Genomic DNA, 17,850 nt, shown 5'->3' on the forward strand with positions numbered 1-17,850 from the left:
GCGTTCATACCCGGGCCCCGGACACGTACTGGGCGGCCGCTTCGCCCGCCATCCGACCGACACCGGCCGCGCTCGCCAGGGAGCTTCCCGAGCCCGAGTACGTGGGTCCGACGATGCCCCCAGTGCACTCGCCAGCGGCGTACAGACCCTCGATCAGGTTCCCGTCCACACCGATGACCTGACCGCAGTCGTCGATGCGCATGCCGTAACCAGTGTGCGCGATCGCCGTGGGCCGGACCTCGACGGCATAGAAGGGCGCGGTCGAAATGAGGTTGAGGAACCGTGACGCCTTCCCGAAGTCCGTGTCCCGGCCGGCCTCGACGAGCTGGTTGTATCGGGCGATGGTGCCGCAGAAGTCGGCCGCCGGGATGCCGGTCGACTTCGCCAACTCCTCGAGCGATCCGGCTTTGTGGACCCGCTCGTGGTGCTCGTACTGCTTCATCACGTCAGCGGTGTAGTGCTTGGGCTTGAACTTGGCGTGGTTGGGCCAGACCTGCTTGTAGGCGTCCGCGTACCGCTCTGCCAGCTCGGCCGGTGGTCGCAGTGCCGCATCGTCGAAGACGACGTATCCGACGTTGTCCCTGGTTCTCAGCAGGCTGTCGAGGATCCCGTACGGTGCCGTCTCGTCGCAGAACCGGTGTCCACGCGTGTCGAGCAGCACGGTCCATCCGGGCAGGAAGGCTTCGTGCAGGGTGTCCACACCGGGGTTGAGCATGCGCAGGCCACGATTCTCCCCGGTGACCTGGGCTCCCACGTGGGCGGCGAACTTGAGGTGGTCGCCGCGGGCACCGTCGGCACCGATGTAGAAGGTCTCCCCCGGTACCCAGGCGATCGGGTAGTGCTCGGCGAGATACTCCGGATTGGCGCCGAAGCCTCCCGTTGCCACGATCACCGCGGCAGCGGTGAGATCCTCTCCCCCGGCGCGGACCCCGGTGACCCGGCCGTCGGTGTGGATCAGCTCGTCGACCCGATTACCGAGCACGAACTCGATGCCCGCCTTGCGGCACCGTGAGACCAGAGCGTCGATGATCGCCTGCCCCCCACCCTCGACGCAGTGCCCCCGGGGCCGCCGGTCGTCCCCGCTGAAGATCAGCCGCTCATAGAACGGAACACCCCGGTCCTGAAGCCAGTCGATGGTCTCGCCGCTACGAGCCGCCCAGCGCTCCACCGGACCGGCAGAGACGTCCCAGCCGTTGATCGCCATGTACTCGTTGAACATGTCGTCCTCGGCGTCCTCAACCTCAGCGGCACGCTGCAGCCGGCTCCGGCTGCCCATGACGACACCACCGCACAGCCGCGTCGAGCCACCGAGCACGCCCTCTGCCTCGACCACGAGCACGTCCGTGCAGCCGTGCTCAACGGCGGTGAGAGCAGACGCGAGACCCCCCAGGCCAGATCCGATGACGATGACTTCGAAGTCAGGTTTGGGCATGTCAGCTCCTGTCGATCAGCGCCGGCCAGGGTAGGCACGGGTGACTTGAGTCGTTCAGACACGTGGATTCCCGGTCGTTCCAGTGGCTCGCCGTCGCCTGGCCGGTACCAAGACGAGTCGGGCGGTGGAACACATCCCCCTCGGCGCCGAGGGAAGCGCCCGGGAAATTGGTACGAACCGTTCCGTGCGGCACGACGCCCACCGTCCAGAGCGGGCGGCGAGGGCGCCGTGCACGACGGTGGCGGCAGCCTGCCAGATGGTCGCGGCGTCGTTGCCGTCGGCGAAGACGTCCCGGCCCCGGAAGGCGGTCAACACCTGGTTGCCCGACTTCACGAGGTGCCCCCTGGGACGGCGGAGGCGATCGCGGTGGACGTCCGGGCGGCTCGCCTTCCGGCGTGACTGTCCACCTTCAGGACGATTCGGCCGAGCTTGCCCGCCAAGAGCGAACTCCACGATGCTCACCTCCTTGTCCGGCGTTGACGCAACGAAGAATACTCTACTACCCGACTATTGTGGTGGAGATTTCCTCAGCGGATGGCGTCACCGTCGATGCCCCGACAGCGCCGAGCGCTCACCCCGGCGGCGAGGGGGACGGCCCACCCGTCGACACACCGGCCCGCAGAGCGCGCCGCCCGAAGGTCACAGCCGGCTGACACGCCCCGGCTCGGTGCCGGACGCCGAGACCGCCCCACTTTCCCCCGCCCCGCGGATTGGGGCAATAGCCGGCGCCGCACCCGCTCCCTCTCATCGCATCACCCCGGCACGCCATCGCGCGGAGCACAGGCACCCCTCCCTGACACCGTGACCACGAGAGACGCTCCCGCGAATCAGGCCAGGCATCGACAGTCCACCCTTGGACAACTCTCAACAACACCGAGGGCGGCACCACTCAAGGCGAGGCTCGAACCTCGGGCATGGACACCACCTTGCACCCGAGTTACTCTGACGCAGAATGATCGATTGCTAGACCTTCTCAGGCGAGGGGTGAACGAAGATCACGATCCCTCACGGCAACGGCCGTCAACCAGCGACACAGTCAGCACAAGACCCGATTGCGACACACATGGCTCCCCTTGTCACCGAGCGCACGCTCCACCCCTTGGACGAGACGCTCATGCACCAGATCCCCTGGACCTTCGCGTACGCGGGCACGTCCGATCACCGCTTCTACGACCGGCACTGGCTCGCGTGTGTCGACGCGGAGGGCCGTGGTGCGTTCATCTCCGGCATCGCCTTCTACAAGAACATGGGAGTCGCCGATGGCTACTTCTGCGTCCAGCAGGGCGACCAGCAGCACAACACGCGCTTCTCCCGGCCCCTCAACGAGGACATGCAGAACCTCCGCATCTCGGACTTCGAGATCCGGATCGCCGAACCCTTCAAACGCCTTGAGATCTCGCTGACCGGGGACACGTCTCCCCTGTCGGCCGAACTGGCCTTCGAGGCGAACTTCGACCCTTACTGCGAGTCGCACTACGTGGACTCCCGCGGCGGGCGCATCGGGCAGGAGATCACACGGTACGACCAGAGCGGCCGCTGGTCCGGTTGGATCGACCTCGGATCCGGTCGACTCGACGTGCAGGACTGGTGGGGGTTTCGTGACCACTCGTGGGGCGTCCGGCCCGGCGTCGGCGGCTTCGACCGCTCGGTTGCCGACCCCAGGACCAAACTGTCGGCCACGCCGGCGACTCCGAGCCTTTCCATGCTGCACGTCATGATGACCTTCGAACTCGGCGACCGCTTCGTGACCGCCATGTGCCGCGAGGACGCGGCCGGCAACCCGACCTACGTCGACGGTGAGGTCATCACCAGGGACGGCCGTCACACGGGGGTGCGTTCCATGGAGTTCGAGGTCGAGTTCCATCCCGGCACCCGTGCTCACCGCAAGGTGTCCGCCCGCATCGTCGCCGACGACGGATCGGAGTTCGACGTCGAGGCAACGCCGTTCCTGCACCCATGGGCCTACGCGGGCACCGGATACGACGGTGGCTACCGCGACGGCCGCGGGCTCGGTGCGTGGCGCGGCACCGTGGTGGAACACGACGTCTACCAGTTCGTGGCCCCGGACGGCGTCTTGATGGACGGCAGGCCCACGCCGACCGGTCACCGCGAGCAGTTCGCCAAGATGGTGGTCAACGGCAGATCGATCACCGGATACTGCCCCGTCATGACCCGCGGCGCCCTGCCGAAGTACGGACTGACCGAAGAAGGGTGACAACCGGGCGACGATGATGACCGAACCGACAGTCCCCCCGAGAGGGAGCCGGCCCCTGGTGGCCGCTCAAGTGGTGCGCGTCCTCCGCCATGAGCTCGCACTGCTCGGCGACACCGCGCGCATGGACCAACTACTGAAGATCGCAGACCAGTTGCTGTCGCGGGCCGCGACCGACGACGAACTTCCCGTCCGCCGCGCCACCGGCCCGGCAGCCGACCTGACCGCGCTGGTGGCCCAGGAACTGGGAGAAGTGCACACGGACGACTCCGGCCACCCCCAGGAGGATCCCACCACCAGCTTCGAGTCCGCCCAGCCGCCCAGCGTCAGCGAGGCGGACCTCCTGACAGCCTTCCGCAGGCACGCCCCCCACACACGTCCCCGAGCGGTCCAGGACGTGCGTCGCCTCTCGGGTGGCTTCTCCAAGGAGACGGCACGCGCCCGCGTGATCGACGAGGAGGGCAACGGAACCGACGTCGTCATCCGCAAGATCGCGCCGGGCCGCCGCGCGGACGGGCTCCGGCCCGAGTACGACGTCGTGTCGTTCGTGGCGGGCTCCGGTATACCCGTCCCACACCCCCTGTGGTTCGACGAAGACGGCCTGGGAAGCCCCGCCTTCGCGACGACCGCCCTTCCGGGTCGCACGGTGGGCAACGTCTGGGGGTGGACACAGTCACCCTCACTCCGTTTGGTCCGGGACTTGGCTCGGGCGATGGGCACCCTGCACTCACTCGATCCCGGGGGTCTTGCCGACGCTCCGCTTCCGCCTCTGAGCAGCCAGGACGACCATCTCGCGGCCATCGACGAGCGCGAAGAGGTGCTCCAGACCATCTGGCTCACCGGCGACGCGTACCGTCCGGTCTTCGCACGCGTCCTGGACTGGCTGCGCAAGAACGCTCCGCAGGACGGCGCGGCCAGGGTCCTGATCCATGGTGACTTCGCCCTGCACAACGCACTGGTGGCCGACGACCGGCTGACCGGGCTGCTGGACTGGGAGCGGTCGCACATCGGCAACCCGTCGGAGGATCTCGCGTATCTCAAGCCGTCGATCGACCAGGCCGACGCCTGGGACGACTTCGTCGAGGAGTACCGCAAGGCCGGAGGTCCGCCGGTCAATACCCGTGACCTGGCGTACTTCACGGTGTGGCAGGACCTGTGGCGGGGCGTCTCCTCCTACCGGATCCGAGCCAAGTTCGTCGCCGAACCCACTCAGCTGTCCGATGCGATCGCCGGCCTCCTGATGAGCCCACGGTTCCTTGCGCGTGCCGCCCGCGGCCTGCCGCAGGGTACCCACACCACCTCGGATCGGAGACCTGCCGGATGCTGATCGGGCTGGACGAGACCCTCTACCACCAGACCCCGGACCCCTTCGCCGTGGTCGCCACCAGTGACCACCGGTTCTTCGACCGGTACTGGTTCTCCGGACTGTCGCCCGACGGCCGCACGGCCTTCTTCGCCGGCACCGGCCGCTACCCCAACATGGGCACACGCGACGCCTTCTTCAACGTGCTGCGCGACGACCGCCAGCACAACCTGCGCGTCGCTGCCCCGCTGGAGGATCCCGGCTCGGTCGACGTGCGGACCGCGTGCGTCGGCCCTTTCACGGTCACCGTCGTGGAACCGTTCCGCCGCCTCGTGCTCCGCAACAGCCGAGGGCCGTTGAGCACGGAGCTGGAGTTCACCACCGACGCCACACCCCACCTCGAGGCCAGGCACCGCGAGATGTCGGGCACGCGCGTGATTCAGGAACAGCATCGCTACGACCAGGTCGGACGCTGGAACGGCTGGCTCGAGGTCGATGGCGAGCGGATCGACGTGTGCGACTGGTGGGGCGACCGAGACCACTCCTGGGGCACCCGCGTCGATGTCGGCGGCCTGGAGCCCCGCGAACTGTTCCGGCGCACCCCGAGCTTCACCATTTGGTGCAACTTCTCCACCGACGAGGGCTGGGGACTGTTCCAGAGCCGCGAATACGCGGACGGGACGCCCCGGTATCTCGACGGCACGATCCACAGCCGAGCCGACACACACGCGCGAGTCGTCGACCTCGCCTATGAGATCACCTACGTCGAGGGCACCCGGACCTGGGCCCGGACAGAGTTCGACCTCTCCCTGAGCGACGGCCGGTCCGTGCGGGTCGAGGCGCAACCGCACACCGTGCGCCCGTGGGCGAGCCGCGGCGGCGGCTACAACCGCGGCTTCTCGGACGGCCTGGGCTTCGGAGCCCGGCGGGGAGAAGTCACCGAGTACGACGTCTACGAGCTGCCGGACGCGAGGCGGGTGTTCCTCGACGGCGTCGAGATCGACCCGGGGCACCGGGAGCAACTCGCGCGGATCACCGTGGACGGAGCCCCTGGCTGGGCACACCTGCCGATCATGCCCCGCAGTGGAGACATGACCGCGCAGGGTGCCTGAATCACCGCCGCGGTCCCGTGTAGGCGTCCTGTTGCCAGCTCAACTCGCGGCGCAGCTGGGCGGCCATGTGCTCGCGTCCCGCCACGCGTGCCGGGTGGTCTTCCGGCACGCGCTCGATGACCGCGACCAGCGCACCACGAAGTCGACGTGCGTCGTCCCGCAGGTCCGCAAGGCCGGGATGTACCGGAGCCGGCTCGGCACGCACCGCGCTCCGCACCGCCGCCCCGATCTCGTCAGGCAGGGCCGTGGTGTCGATCCCGCGGAGGATCCCGCGGAGTTCCGCGTTGCCGACGGCCAGCGCGGGCATCTCCTCCTGCATACGGGCGCGGACATGCCGCAGCATCTGTGCGGCGGTACGGCAGACGCTCGCAGCGTACTCCTCGCACCCGGGCGCGATCTCTTCCTCGATCGCTCCGATCACCGAGCCGAGCACGGCATCGTGGTCAGGATCTATCATGCGAACCCCTCCCTCATCAGGTCACCGGCGAAGTGCCGAGCGAGGCGGAGCTCGCTGCGGAAGCCGACCTCGGTAGCGGTCCAGACGAAACGTAGCGGCGCCCGGTCCACCCCGCGGACCATGGCGGCCACGTGCTGGGTGTAGGTGAACTGCAGCAGACCGTAGAGCTCGCGGTAGTAGGCGACCCGCTCAGAACTGACCTCCGTGCCGGTGCGCTCGGCGTAGTACGCCAGGGCTTCCGGCATGCCCCAGACCTGGCGGCCGTCACGGATGATCTCCGGAACAAGCTCCTGGCACTGGGCGAAGTCGTAGGCGGGGTCGCCGAGGACCGCCATCTCCCAGTCGCTCATGGCCACGATACGGCCGTCCCGCCAGACCTCCTCGCCCAGCCCGTTGGTGCCCTTGCACAGCACCACTCGGTCACAGTCCCGCGGAGCGCGGGCCCGGAGGGATGCCACGGCCTCGGCGAGTACCGGACTCGGTTCGACCCCGTAGCCGCTGATCTGCTCCACGCACTGATCGATCAGGTGCAGGGCACAGTCCGCCGGAGAGTCCGGCACCGGCAGCAACTCACCGAAGCCCCGTGCCTCCCAGTCGACGGCGTGGACCAGGGCCAGCTTGTCTAGTGTCTTGAGTCTTTGATTCATTGCATAAGTATGCTGGGGTCATGGCGCGAATGGGACGGCCCACGGTCGAGGTGGTTCTCACCGACGACGAACGCGAGACGCTGCAGCGCTGGGCGAGGCGCCGCACCTCTTCCCAGGCTCTCGCGCTGCGCTGCCGCATCGTGCTGGCTTGCGGAGACGGGGCATCAAACACTCGGATCGGCAAGGATCTTGGGGTTCACCCGGTCACGGTGGCCAAGTGGCGCAAGCGGTTCGCAGCCGATCGCCTGGAGGGGCTGGTCGACGAGCCGCGTCCCGGCGCGCCGCGCACCGTGACCGACGCGCGGGTCGAGGACGTGATCGTCCAGACCCTGGAGTCCACCCCGGCCGGCGCCACCCACTGGTCGACCCGGTCGATGGCCCAGGCCACCGGCCTGTCGCAGTCGACCGTCTCGCGCATCTGGCGCACRTTCGGCCTCAAACCKCACATGGTCGACACCTTCAAGCTGTCCACCGACCCGCAGTTCATCGACAAGGTCCGCGACATCGTGGGCCTCTACCTCGCCCCGCCCGAGCACGCCCTGGTGYTGTGCGTGGACGAGAAGTCCCAGATCCAGGCGCTGGACCGCTCGGCACCGGTGCTGCCCRTGATGCCGGGCATGCCCGAGCGCCGCACCCACGACTACCTBCGCAACGGCACCACCACMCTCTTCGCCGCGTTGAACGTGGCCACCGGGGAGGTGATCGGCCAGCTGCACCGCCGCCACCGGGCCACGGAGTTCAAGAAGTTCCTCGCCCGCATCGACAAGGAGGTGCCCGAGGGGCTGGAGGTACACCTGATCTGCGATAACTACGCTACGCACAAGACACCGGCGATACAGCGTTGGCTCGCGGAGCACCCGCGCTTCCACATGCACTTCACCCCCACCTACTCCTCCTGGCTCAACCAGGTCGAGCGGTGGTTCGGACTGCTGACCGAGCGGCAGATACGCCGCGGCGTCCACAAGAACGTCCAGGCTCTGGAACGCGACATCCGCGCCTGGATCAAACTGTGGAACGAAGATCCGCGGCCGTTCGCCTGGGTGAAGACCGCGGACGAGATCCTCGAACGCCTCGCCGGATATCTTCAGCGAATCAAAGACTCAAGACACTAGTCAGCCACTCCCGCACAGCGGGGGAAGCTCAGCCAGTGGCTCGGCTCGGGGCCTTGGCCTGTCCATTTCCCTTTGTCGCGTGGTCAGCCCGTTGGGGGACCGGCGATCTGAGTGACGAGGAAATCGAGCCGTTCCTCCTGGCCGTCCGGGGGGATGCGGCCGCTGTCGGACAGGACGGCCATGCCGTGCAACGCGCTCCAGGTGACTTCGGCGAACAGTTCGCGTCGCTCGTTGTCCGGGCGGAAGCAGCTGACGAACTCGTCGAAGGCGGCCCGTAGCGGGGGCGGTGTCTCGGCGCTCGCGAACTTCACGTCGGTGGGCAGGACGAACATGGCCTGGTACAGGGCAGGCCGCTCGGTCGCGAACTCCAGATAGGCGCGGCAGACGGCGCGCAGGGCCTGCTCCGGCTCCGGGGCGGCCTGCCGCGCGCGGCGCAGGTGGGCGGCGAGTTCGCTGAAGCCGTCGATGGCGACGGCGCGCACGATGGCGTCCTTGCCGTTGAAGTGGCTGTACAGCACCGGCTGGCTGTACTCGACGCGTTCAGCCAGCCGTCGTGTCGTCACCGCCTCCCAGCCTTCGGCCTCCGCGAGTTCGCGCGCGGCTGTGATGATCAGCTGATGACGGTGGGCGCGTTCACGTTCACGGCGCTCGTTGATGGCGGACATGACGACATTCTAGCAACGCTAGACATCCTGCCGAGGCTAGGTCTATCGTCGCTATCACTGCTAGCGCCGCTAGGAATCGCTGCGGGCGCTGCCACCGAGAGGGAAGGCAACCCATGCTCACCAACGTCGCCACCGTGCTCGCCGGACTGATCGGCGCAGGCATCATCTTCGTCGGCGCACGCGCCTTTTGGGCGCCGCAGGCCGCGGCCGGCTTCGGCATCCCCGGCACGCCGACCGAGGACCGGAACTTCCAGGCCTGGCTGTCCGTCAAGGCCGTGCGCGACATGGCTTCGGGGCTCTTCATCTTCATCCTGCTGGCTGGAGCGACACCCCACTTGCTGGGCTGGTTCATGCTGGCCGCCACCGGCATACCCGTCGGGGACGCGCTGATCGTGCTGCGCAGCAACGGGCCCAAGGCGGCCGTCTACGGCATCCACGGGACCACCGCCGTGGTGATGCTGGCGATCAGCGTGCTCCTGCTCGTCGCGTAACCGCCTGTCACGCCGCTTGGGCCGGGTCTTGCGTCCACTGACGATCCTGCTGGCTCATTCCGTGCCCGGTGTGGTTTTTCGGCGAGCCGGACCTCACCGCTCACCATGGTCCTGCGGAAGTGGTCCTCGTCCGGCTGGCCGGGCTGCCACCGGCCGGTGATGCCCTGGGCGAGCATCCGGCGGGCAGCGTCGTCACGCAGACGAACGAGAATGGCGAGGTCGGTGTCTTCGACGAGGCGGAAGTGCAGATCCGACCTTGGTACTGGTGGGGCCGGGTATTCAACTGTCGCCAATTCGCCATGGAAACAACCCTGTTGATGGCCGTGTGTGGTCGCCGGAGGCATGCTGGTTCCGGATTCCACCGAACTCGGATGCGAAGCGGGATGTGCGGACGCGGTGACAGACAGGGGTGGCGGCGTTGGCGGCCGGCTCCGCGACGACCAGTTCGGCACGCTCCGTGAGGTCCGGCGGGGCGCTCCAGGACCGCAGTTCGGTCATGGCGAGGAGCCGGGCGAGCCGGGCGCCGCGCCGCGTGGACGACAGCAGTTGCGTGAAGGTGCCGGTGGGGGAGCCGACTTGGGGCGTTGCGTGCTTCATGACGCCAGAGTGACGGTCGGGCACGGGCGGGGACGAGTACGGCACCCCGTACACCGAGTCAGCGTACGGGCGCAGAGAGCGGACGGTGCGTCGGGTCTTCCGTCGCGTTGTGCGGTGAGCACGGGTGTGACGTCGACCGATGGCGGGCCGTCTCGAGCCGTGGTCGGCCGTCGTCCCGTTTCGACTGCCCAGGGCAGGCCCAGGCGCCTGTCGGAGGCTCAGCTGCTCACCTCTTTCTGGTGACCCACGTCACACCCGGCTCCTGTCAGCAATCGGGGCGTCGTCTCGTTCAAGGGGCACGCGAACGAGACAGGAGCATCGCCATGAAGCACCGCATCGTCGTCCTCGGCTCCGGATACGCCGGGGCCTTCGCCGCCGGAAACCTGGCCCGCCGGCTCTCCCGCGCCGACACCGAGATCACCGTCGTCAACGCCGTGCCCGACTTCGTCGAGCGGATGCGGCTCCACCAGCTCGCGACCGGCCAGGACTTCGCGGTCCGCAAGCTCGCCGACGTGTTCGCGGACACCGGGGTGCGGCTGCGCCTGGCACGCGTCACCGGCGTCGACCCCGAGCGCAGGACCGTCGCCGTGACCGGCGAGGACGGCGACGGCGAGCTCGCGTACGACACGCTTCTCTACGCCCTCGGCAGCTCCGTCGCCGACCATGGTGTCCCCGGTGTGGCCGAGTACGCCTTCGACGTGACCGGCCGGTCCTCGGCGCTGCGTCTGCGCGAGCGCCTGGCCGGCCTGGGCGAGGGCGGCACCGTGCTGGTCGTCGGTGAGGGGCTGACCGGCATCGAGACCGCCACCGAGATCGCCGAGTCCCGGCCCGACCTCTCGGTCGCGCTCGCCGCCCGCGGCGAGCTGGGCGCCTGGCTCTCCCCGAAGGCCCGCCGCCACCTGCGCCAGGCCTTCGACCGGCTCGGCATCACCGTCCACGAGCACACCGGCATCGAAGCCGTCGAGCCGACACGGGCGATCGCCGCCGACGGCAGGTCCATCCCGGCCGACGTGACCGTGTGGTCGGCCGGGTTCGCCGTGCACCCCATCGCGGCCGCCGCCGGCCTGGAGGTCGCCGAGACCGGCCAGATCGTCGTCGACCGCACCATGCGCTCGGTCTCGCACCCGGACGTGTACGCCGCCGGTGACTGCGCCTACGCGATCGGCGAGAACGGCCGGCCGCTGCCGATGTCCTGCGCCTCGGCCGGCTTCACCAACATGCAGGCGACCGCCGCGATCATCGCGCGCCTGACCGGCAGCGAGGTTCCGACCACCGGGCTGAAGTACTACGGCAACCACATCAGCCTCGGGCGGCGGGACGCGGTCGTCCAGATGGTGGACGGGGACGCCCGGTCGAAGTCCTGGTACCTGGGCGGCCGGACCGCCGCGCGGTTCAAGGCGGCCGTGCTCAAGGGGTCCGGGTGGAGCATCGCCTACCCGACCTTCGGCATGCCGAAGCGCAAGCGCCGCCTGGCCCCCGCACCGGACCGGGCCGGTGTGAGGGCCGCCGCATAGCCTGTTCCGCATGGACAGCGCAGCCATCGATCGGTTCGAGGCCAGCCGGGGTCGGCTGGCCTCGCTCGCGTACCGTCTGCTCGGCTCGGCGGCCGACGCCGAGGACGCCGTGCAGGACGCGTTCCTGCGCTGGCAGGCCGCGGACCGCGAACGCATCGAGGTGCCGGAGGCGTGGCTGACCAAGGTCGTCACCCATCTCTGCCTCGACCGGCTCCGCTCGGCGCAGGCGCGCCACGAGCGAACGGCCGGTGCCTGGCTGCCCGAGCCGCTCCTCGAGGGCGACCCGATGCTCGGCCCGGCCGACACCTTCGAGCAGCGCGAATCGGTGTCCTTGGCCGTACTGATCCTCATGGAGCGCCTCTCGCCGGTCGAGCGGGCCGTCTACGTCCTGCGTGAGGCCTTCTCGTACCCCCACGCCGAGATCGCCCAGATCCTCGACATCACCGAGTCCGCGAGCCAGCAGCATGTCCACCGGGCCCGACGTCGGGTCACCACCGAGCGCCGCCGCGGCGACGGCGAGGTGGACCCGGCGTCCGCGCGCCGGGTCGTCGAGGAGTTCCTCGCCGCCGCCATGTCGGGGCGCACCGAACGGTTGGTGGAGCTGCTCACCGACGACGTGACGGCGGTCTCGGACGGTGCCGGACTGGGCAAGCGGCTGCTGCGGTACACGACGCGCGAGCGGGTCGCCTCCTTCGTGCGGGCCGGCTTCAAGCCCACACCGGCGAAGCGGCGGCTGGCCGGCGGCTCGCCCGCGATCCACATCGCGCTGGTCAACGGCTCCCCGGCCGTCCTCGCCGTGGTCGACGGCCGGGTCGTGGGCGCCGTGGCGTTCGAAGTCGGCGACGGCAAGGTCGCGTCCCTGCGCGGCATCGCCGCCGCGGACCGGCTCGGGCGCCTCAACGAGGCCTGGCAGCAGCACGAGCCCGACGCGCCGGTCATCAGCGCATGGTGACCGGAGCCACCGGAATCCGGTGGCGCGTCCGGACCACCGCGGGCACGGCCGCGGACGCGATGCCGTGCCGGGCGCGTGCGTGGCTCTCGCCCGGCGATGTCACTTATCGGGCCGCCGGTTCGTCATCCGGAGAACGGCTCTTACAACGGAGCGCCCGGCAACACAGTCCCTGCAGAGCGGAGAGAACGTGTTCGTTGCCTTCGCCACGGTCAGCATCCTCGGCGCGGTCTTCAACGGCGCCGCCGCCGTCACGTACCTGATCGGCCATGAATACCCCAAGAGCCAGGCGGACATGAAGGGCATTCCCCGGAAGTACGTACCGGTACTGGGCGCGTTACTGGCAGCGGGCACCGTGGGGCTGCTGGCCGGGCTCGCCGTGCCGGTTCTGGGAACCCTCGCCGCCTCCGGCCTCGTGCTGTACTTCATCGGCGCGATCATCGCCCACCTGCGGGTGGGCTCCCGCGACATCGTGGGCGGGATAGTGTTCCTGGCCACCGTGGTGGCCGCCCTCGTCCTGGGCCTGCTCCACCACGGCCCCTGGTGACGGATCGGAGAGCATGCGTCATCTTGTCGTGCGACTTCTCCCCCCCCGGCGCCCCTTCGCCGTGGGGCCCGGCGGGGTGAGGAGCCCGACCACGGCGAACGGGACTTCTCTGCGCAGCCGTTGAACCGGTTCGATGAGATGGCGGTCTTCTCCCGGGTGCAGAAGATCAACCGCACCGTTGCCGGCTCGCCACCCCCGGTGCGTCGGACGCCCCGAAACCCCAACGGCATGAACAACCTCAACCGGTCTGTGGAATCCGGCACTTGCCCGCTACCGGACTTCCTCAACAGGCAGGGTGTCCTGGTCGCCCCGTTCGGCGCACGCATGTCGCGGCGAAGGGTGCCACGCTCACGTGGAGCGAGCTGACCGTGCGTACCGGAATGCCACTGTATGACCTGCCGAACTCCAAGCGCCGGGAGCTGCCGGTCGCGGTGGACAAGCCGCGGGTTCCCGACCGCCCGCTGCTGAGCGTCCTGGTCGTCACCCACTTGGGCAGGCCCCTTCATTACCTGGACCAGGTGCTGAGCGGACTCGGGGCCGCCGAGCCGGCCTCGGAGTTCGCTCTGCGGCAGATATGGCGTTACCGGCGGTGAGCGGGTCGCGGTGCCGACGTCCGCGACGGGTGGGGGCGAAGCCGTGCGTGTCACGCGTCGGCTGGAGGGGGGTGCACGGGTGGGTGCGGATGGGGTGGCGGCGCGACGGGGGTTGCGGGAGTGCGAGGAAGCCGGCCCGGTTCCGGGACGGTCCGAAGTGTGACGAGTGACGTCCGGGTGCTGTGATGCGGAAGGACGAGAATGAACTGTTCTCGTCGGACGTCAGCCGTAGGCTGTCGTGGAAAAACTCAGGGGGGAAGATGATCGACTACCGCAAGGCGACCGTTCCGGTGTGGACGCTGGCGACGGGTGATGTGCAGGTGCCCGCGGTGGCCGGGGGCAAGCCGATGACAGCTGAGCGTCTGGCCGAACTGCGCGGTGTGCTGGCAGCGTTGGCCGACCGGCCGATCGCCACGCTCGAGGTGCATCCGCTGCCGGACAAGCTCGACCGCGGCCGGGGCATCTCGCTCGATGCCGCGAGTCCGCTGGCACAGCACCTGTCGCAGCTGATCACGCAGTCGGCGCGCGGTTCCGCCGCGGCAGCCAAGACGACGGCTGCCGGCGAGGGGCTGTACGTCATGGTGGTTCCGGCGAAGGTCGCCAAACAGTTGGGGCAGGGCATCGTCCGCTCGATGCCATCGAAGGCGGTGGCCGGTGGTATCCGCGGCCCCATCGTGGATTCGACGACGGGCAAGATCGTCGCCAACTCGACGTTCGTGCGGGTCGAAGGAGCGGCAGCGGCGGGCACGGTCGGCGGGGCCGGTGCGACCGCCGGTGCCGCGGCCGCCGGGGGCACGCTGCTCACCGTGGCCGCTCCGCTCGTGCTCATGGCCGTGGCGGTCGGGGTGAGCGCGCATGCCGACGCCAAGCGGCAGGAGGCCATCGCGCACATCACGGAACTGCTGGAGCAGCTTCAGGCGGACAAGCTCGACGACGAGCACAGCGCGCTCAACGGCTGCCGTCCCGCCATCGACAAGGCCACGGCCATCCTGCTCGACCAGGGCAAGCTCGGTGTCTCGCTGGGACTCGACTCGGCGGTGCACGCCATCGACACGGCACTGAGCAAGGCTGACATCCGCCTGGCCCGGTGGACGAGCGCGCTCGACCGGCTTCCCGACGGTGAGCCCGTCGAGATCGGCACGCTGACCGAGTCGTTCCCCGGCGTGGACGATCAGGGTGGCACGTTCCGCACCCACCTCGAACTGGCGGCCCTGGCCATCGCGTTGAAGCGGCGTGTCAACGTCCTCCAGGCGGTCGAGCAGGCCCAGAACGAGCCCGACAACCTGTTCGAGAACTTCACCCGCGCGCTGAGGAGCGACGAGCAGCGCCTCGACGAGCTGGAGAAGGGCCTTGCCGGTGTCCTGCTGCGCCTGTCGGCGTTGGAGCTGGCCCGCCCGAAGAGTGTGCGTCCCGTCTTGACGACCGGTGAGGTCGACCGGCTGATGCGCACGGCGTACCAGATCCGTGGGCTGGGCGACGGCGTCGCGGTCAACGGCCGCCCGACGGATGTGGCGATCGAGATCGCCCGCGAAAGGGACGGCTCGGTGGTCGTGTTCCCCGCCTTGTCCGCGGAGGCGTAGGCGCGCGGGCTTCCGTTCTCCTCGGGCGACGCCCTCACCCGTCGGCCGGTGTCGTCAGCACCGCCCGGACGGTCTTGCCGCCGGGCGGGTGGGGGACGCAGTCCCAGTGGTCGGCGAGGGCGGTGACGAGCGCCAGGCCGCGCCCGCCGAGGGGGAGCGTGTCGGGCCCGTCCTCCGCCGGGGCCGGCCACGGCCACAAGTCCCCGCGGGCGTCAGTGACTTTGACGCGCAGACGGTCCGCGGCGGGGTCGAGGGCGAGGGTCAGCCGGAAGCAGCGGCCGGGCACGCGGCCGTGCAGGACGGCGTTGGCGGCGAGTTCCGCGACGACGAGTTCGGCACGCTCCGTGAGCTCCCGCGAGGCGCCCCGGGAGCGCAGTTCGGTCACGGCGAGGAGCCGGGCGAGACGGGCGCCGCGCCGCGTGGACGACAGCAGCTGGGTGAAGGTGCCGACGGGGGCGCCCACTGGGGATGTCGCGTGGTTCATGCCGTCAGACTGGCGCTCGGGTGCGGGCAGGGGCGAGTGCCGCGCCCCGTACGCGGGGTGACCGTACGGCGGCGGAGAGGAGTCGGTGCGCTTGCGGAACGGGCATGTACGAGGCGTTGGGGACCGGGCCATGAACCGAGCGGGCCGCACCCCGGAGTGGGGTGCGGCCGGGTGTGCGCTTTTGGTGTCAGGTGGCCGAGGGCCCGGGGTTCCTCGGCTCTTGGCTGGGGACTGCGGTGTGCTCCGGGCTCTGGGCGGGGGCGGGGACGCGGTCCGTGGCGGAGGGCCTGGCGAAGATCTCGTCGAGGGTGGTGGCGTCGATGGCGCGGTCGAACCAGAGATCCAGGAGCGGCATGTCCGTGCAGGTGATGACGCGCTGTCGGGTCTCTTCCGTCATCGAGAAGCCGCGGCGCTCCATCAGGCGCAGTAGTTGCTCGGCCTTTCCGGCCACGCGTCCTTCCTCGCGTCCTTCCTTGAGTCCTTCTTCCTGTCCTGCGAGGCGGGCGTCGCCCACGATGGTGCCTTGCCTGGGGGTGAAGAGGGTTTCCATCAGGTTCCTCCAGATTTTCCGGGCGTGTTCGCTGCCCAAGCCGTCCTCGATCAGTCCCGCCAGGTCGTCCCGCGCTTCGCGGTCCGTGTCCTGGGCCAACGCCTCGCCCATTACCGTCAGTATGCCCTCGATGTCCGGGTCGTTGCTGTGGATCCACAGACAGAAGGCGGCGAAGTCCAGGTCGGCTGAGGCATCCTGGATCCGGCTGACACGCGGAACGTTGGCCGGGCCCAGCACGTGAGGCACTGTCATCTGGGTGGGGCGCCCCAGGCCGGTGCGCAGAGGTCTGGCCGCCCATGCTGCTGTTGCCGTGTCCACGCACAGGACCAGCAGGACGACCTCGAGTTTGTACCGGTCACGCAAGTGCGCGACGTAGTACGGCCACGAGGTCTCTTTCTTCGTTTCGATGCCGCTCTGTGCCTCGACCAGCAGGATGAACGGATCGCGCCCGTCGGGACGGACCACCCGCAGCACGGAGTCCATCTGCCGGGTGAACATCTTCGGGGCGCTGGATGCGTCCGTCGCAAGGGTCTCGGTGGTGACACCGGGCGGGATTCCGAGGTCCAGGAGGTCCAGCGCACGGTTCAGCGCTTTCGGACGTCCCGGCAGGAAGCCGTGCAGGGTGTCGTGACTGACGTTGGGCATGACGTGAAACTATGCGCGAAGCAAGAACATTCGTTGGCTTTTGAGGTGTGATCACCCGTTTGGTGGAAGTCTCCGGGGTCGGCGCCGAGGCGTGCGGTCAGGGCGGGGGCGAGTGCCGAGTCTGCTCTACGCGCACGGGCAGGACAGTCCGGGGACCGCGCGGTTGGGGGAGCACGTGACCACGGCCAGGGAGAGGTACGAGGGGCGTTCGAGGTAGTGGCCGTACGACACGTCGGCGCCCGAGCGCAGTCGTTCGGCGGCGGCGTCCACCAGCCGGGCCAGGCGCGCGGTGTCCCGGTCGCTCTCCGACGCGAACCGCGGGGTGTACTCGGCCAGCCGCTCACCGAGCCAGGCCGCCGCCTCCTTCGCCTCGTCCCAGGTGCCCCGCACCAGTGAGCGGGGCTTGACGAGCCAGTACGCCGTCTCCAGGGGCGGGAGGTCCGACGTTCGGAACTCCGCGGCCACCTGGCGGTAGCGCTCGATCAGTTCCGGCCTGCCTCCGGCCGGGGGCGGATCGGGGTGCGGGGGCCGCCGCAGGGCCTCGTCGTCGAAGCGTTCCTTCGGGCCGGTCCACAGATAAGCGTGGTGGTGCACGAGCTGTTCCCGTTTCGAGAAGCGCCGGCCGGACGCGGGGAGGGACCCGGTCCGGCCGGCGGCAGGGAGGGGAGGGGAAGGAGGGTCAGGCGCCGAGGCCGAAGCGCGCCGGGTCGATACCGGCGGCGTCCAGTTCCTCCGTGGTGAACCGCAGCGGCTGCGCGTCCGGCTGCTTGCTGTCGCCCAGGGCCCAGGCGTCCTCGCCGATCCGGGCCAGGGTCACGCACCCCTCGGTGCAGGGGCCGCCGCACGCCTTCGTGAACGAGGCCCCGCTGATGTCGAGCGCGTACAGGTTGGTTCCGTTCTGCATCTCTGCACCTTCCAGCTCGTCTGAACGCGGCCAGGACCGGCCGCCGCCGCCCGTGG

At 69.4% G+C, this 17,850-nt stretch carries 18 protein-coding genes and 1 pseudogene; 10 read left to right on the plus strand and 9 right to left on the minus strand.

Going from position 1 to position 17,850, the window contains the following annotated elements:
- Positions 1-4: 4 nt before the first annotated feature.
- The gene (locus tag DIZ27_RS34735; RefSeq protein WP_109382394.1) at positions 5-1,432 is read right to left on the minus strand and encodes an FAD-dependent oxidoreductase; all 1,428 of its coding nucleotides are present in this window, start codon (positions 1,430-1,432) and stop codon (positions 5-7) included.
- Positions 1,433-2,531: 1,099 nt separating this feature from the next.
- On the opposite strand from DIZ27_RS34735, the gene DIZ27_RS34740 reads away from it, so the two are divergent.
- Genes DIZ27_RS34740 through DIZ27_RS34750 form a run of 3 tightly spaced genes read left to right on the plus strand, consistent with a single transcriptional unit; the run spans position 2,532 to position 6,059 of the window.
- The gene (locus DIZ27_RS34740) at positions 2,532-3,647 is read left to right on the plus strand and encodes a hypothetical protein (RefSeq protein WP_219933685.1); all 1,116 of its coding nucleotides are present in this window, start codon (positions 2,532-2,534) and stop codon (positions 3,645-3,647) included.
- Positions 3,648-3,705: 58 nt separating this feature from the next.
- Positions 3,706-4,971 carry a phosphotransferase family protein gene (locus DIZ27_RS34745; RefSeq protein ID WP_181383833.1) on the plus strand — a complete coding sequence of 422 codons (1,266 nt, stop codon included), beginning with the start codon at positions 3,706-3,708 and terminating at the stop codon, positions 4,969-4,971.
- Entirely contained in the window at positions 4,965-6,059 is a 1,095-nt protein-coding gene (locus DIZ27_RS34750; RefSeq protein ID WP_109382397.1) for a hypothetical protein, read from the plus strand. Before DIZ27_RS34745 ends, DIZ27_RS34750 begins: the two co-directional genes overlap by 7 nt.
- 1 nt (position 6,060) lies before the next feature.
- Here the strand turns inward: DIZ27_RS34750 and DIZ27_RS34755 are convergent, their stop codons facing one another.
- Both DIZ27_RS34755 and DIZ27_RS34760 read right to left on the minus strand, forming a co-directional pair.
- Entirely contained in the window at positions 6,061-6,516 is a 456-nt protein-coding gene (locus DIZ27_RS34755; RefSeq protein ID WP_109382398.1) for a hypothetical protein, read from the minus strand.
- A complete protein-coding gene (locus DIZ27_RS34760; protein WP_109382399.1) occupies positions 6,513-7,163 on the minus strand; it encodes a phosphotransferase in 651 nt (216 codons plus the stop codon). The genes DIZ27_RS34755 and DIZ27_RS34760 overlap by 4 nt, the downstream gene beginning before the upstream one ends.
- A 20-nt stretch (positions 7,164-7,183) precedes the next feature.
- Between DIZ27_RS34760 and DIZ27_RS34765 the strand changes: the two genes are divergently transcribed.
- Positions 7,184-8,275, plus strand: a complete 1,092-nt coding sequence (locus tag DIZ27_RS34765) for an IS630 family transposase (protein WP_109382400.1) — start codon at positions 7,184-7,186, stop codon at positions 8,273-8,275.
- A gap of 83 nt (positions 8,276-8,358) precedes the next feature.
- On the opposite strand, the gene DIZ27_RS34770 is transcribed toward DIZ27_RS34765, so the two are convergent.
- A complete protein-coding gene (locus DIZ27_RS34770; protein WP_109382401.1) occupies positions 8,359-8,940 on the minus strand; it encodes a TetR/AcrR family transcriptional regulator in 582 nt (193 codons plus the stop codon).
- A gap of 113 nt (positions 8,941-9,053) precedes the next feature.
- Here DIZ27_RS34770 and DIZ27_RS34775 point away from each other — a divergent pair, with 113 nt between their 5' ends.
- Positions 9,054-9,431: a DUF4267 domain-containing protein gene (locus DIZ27_RS34775; RefSeq protein WP_109382402.1), complete on the plus strand. Its 378-nt coding sequence runs from the start codon at positions 9,054-9,056 to the stop codon at positions 9,429-9,431.
- Between the two features lie 414 nt (positions 9,432-9,845).
- Here DIZ27_RS34775 and DIZ27_RS48940 read toward each other — a convergent pair.
- Positions 9,846-10,028: pseudogene (locus DIZ27_RS48940) on the minus strand (ATP-binding protein); the annotation flags it as partial.
- A gap of 323 nt (positions 10,029-10,351) precedes the next feature.
- On the opposite strand from DIZ27_RS48940, the gene DIZ27_RS34790 reads away from it, so the two are divergent.
- From DIZ27_RS34790 to DIZ27_RS34810, 5 genes are all read left to right on the plus strand, one after another.
- On the plus strand, positions 10,352-11,542 hold the full coding sequence (locus DIZ27_RS34790) for an NAD(P)/FAD-dependent oxidoreductase (protein WP_109382403.1): 1,191 nt from the start codon (positions 10,352-10,354) through the stop codon (positions 11,540-11,542).
- A gap of 10 nt (positions 11,543-11,552) precedes the next feature.
- Positions 11,553-12,494 carry a sigma-70 family RNA polymerase sigma factor gene (locus DIZ27_RS34795; RefSeq protein WP_109382404.1) on the plus strand — a complete coding sequence of 314 codons (942 nt, stop codon included), beginning with the start codon at positions 11,553-11,555 and terminating at the stop codon, positions 12,492-12,494.
- 187 nt (positions 12,495-12,681) lie between these two features.
- Complete coding sequence (locus tag DIZ27_RS34800; protein ID WP_109382405.1) at positions 12,682-13,038, plus strand: DoxX family protein; 357 nt, start codon at positions 12,682-12,684, stop codon at positions 13,036-13,038.
- 380 nt (positions 13,039-13,418) lie between these two features.
- Positions 13,419-13,631, plus strand: a complete 213-nt coding sequence (locus tag DIZ27_RS34805) for a hypothetical protein (RefSeq protein WP_109382406.1) — start codon at positions 13,419-13,421, stop codon at positions 13,629-13,631.
- A gap of 260 nt (positions 13,632-13,891) precedes the next feature.
- Positions 13,892-15,211 (plus strand): hypothetical protein, encoded by a 1,320-nt coding sequence (locus tag DIZ27_RS34810; RefSeq protein WP_109382407.1) that lies wholly within the window; start codon positions 13,892-13,894, stop codon positions 15,209-15,211.
- A 34-nt stretch (positions 15,212-15,245) separates the two neighbouring features.
- Here the strand turns inward: DIZ27_RS34810 and DIZ27_RS34815 are convergent, their stop codons facing one another.
- The 4 genes from DIZ27_RS34815 to DIZ27_RS34830 form a co-directional block, all read right to left on the minus strand.
- On the minus strand, positions 15,246-15,695 hold the full coding sequence (locus DIZ27_RS34815; protein ID WP_109382408.1) for an ATP-binding protein: 450 nt from the start codon (positions 15,693-15,695) through the stop codon (positions 15,246-15,248).
- 187 nt (positions 15,696-15,882) lie between these two features.
- The gene (locus DIZ27_RS34820) at positions 15,883-16,890 is read right to left on the minus strand and encodes a hypothetical protein (RefSeq protein ID WP_109382409.1); all 1,008 of its coding nucleotides are present in this window, start codon (positions 16,888-16,890) and stop codon (positions 15,883-15,885) included.
- 126 nt (positions 16,891-17,016) lie between these two features.
- Positions 17,017-17,484: a hypothetical protein gene (locus DIZ27_RS34825; RefSeq protein ID WP_109382410.1), complete on the minus strand. Its 468-nt coding sequence runs from the start codon at positions 17,482-17,484 to the stop codon at positions 17,017-17,019.
- A gap of 85 nt (positions 17,485-17,569) precedes the next feature.
- On the minus strand, positions 17,570-17,794 hold the full coding sequence (locus tag DIZ27_RS34830) for a DUF397 domain-containing protein (RefSeq protein ID WP_109382411.1): 225 nt from the start codon (positions 17,792-17,794) through the stop codon (positions 17,570-17,572).
- Positions 17,795-17,850 lie beyond the last annotated feature (56 nt).

Source organism: Streptomyces sp. NWU339, assembly GCF_003143855.1.
Taxonomy (GTDB): Bacteria; Actinomycetota; Actinomycetes; order Streptomycetales; family Streptomycetaceae; genus Streptomyces.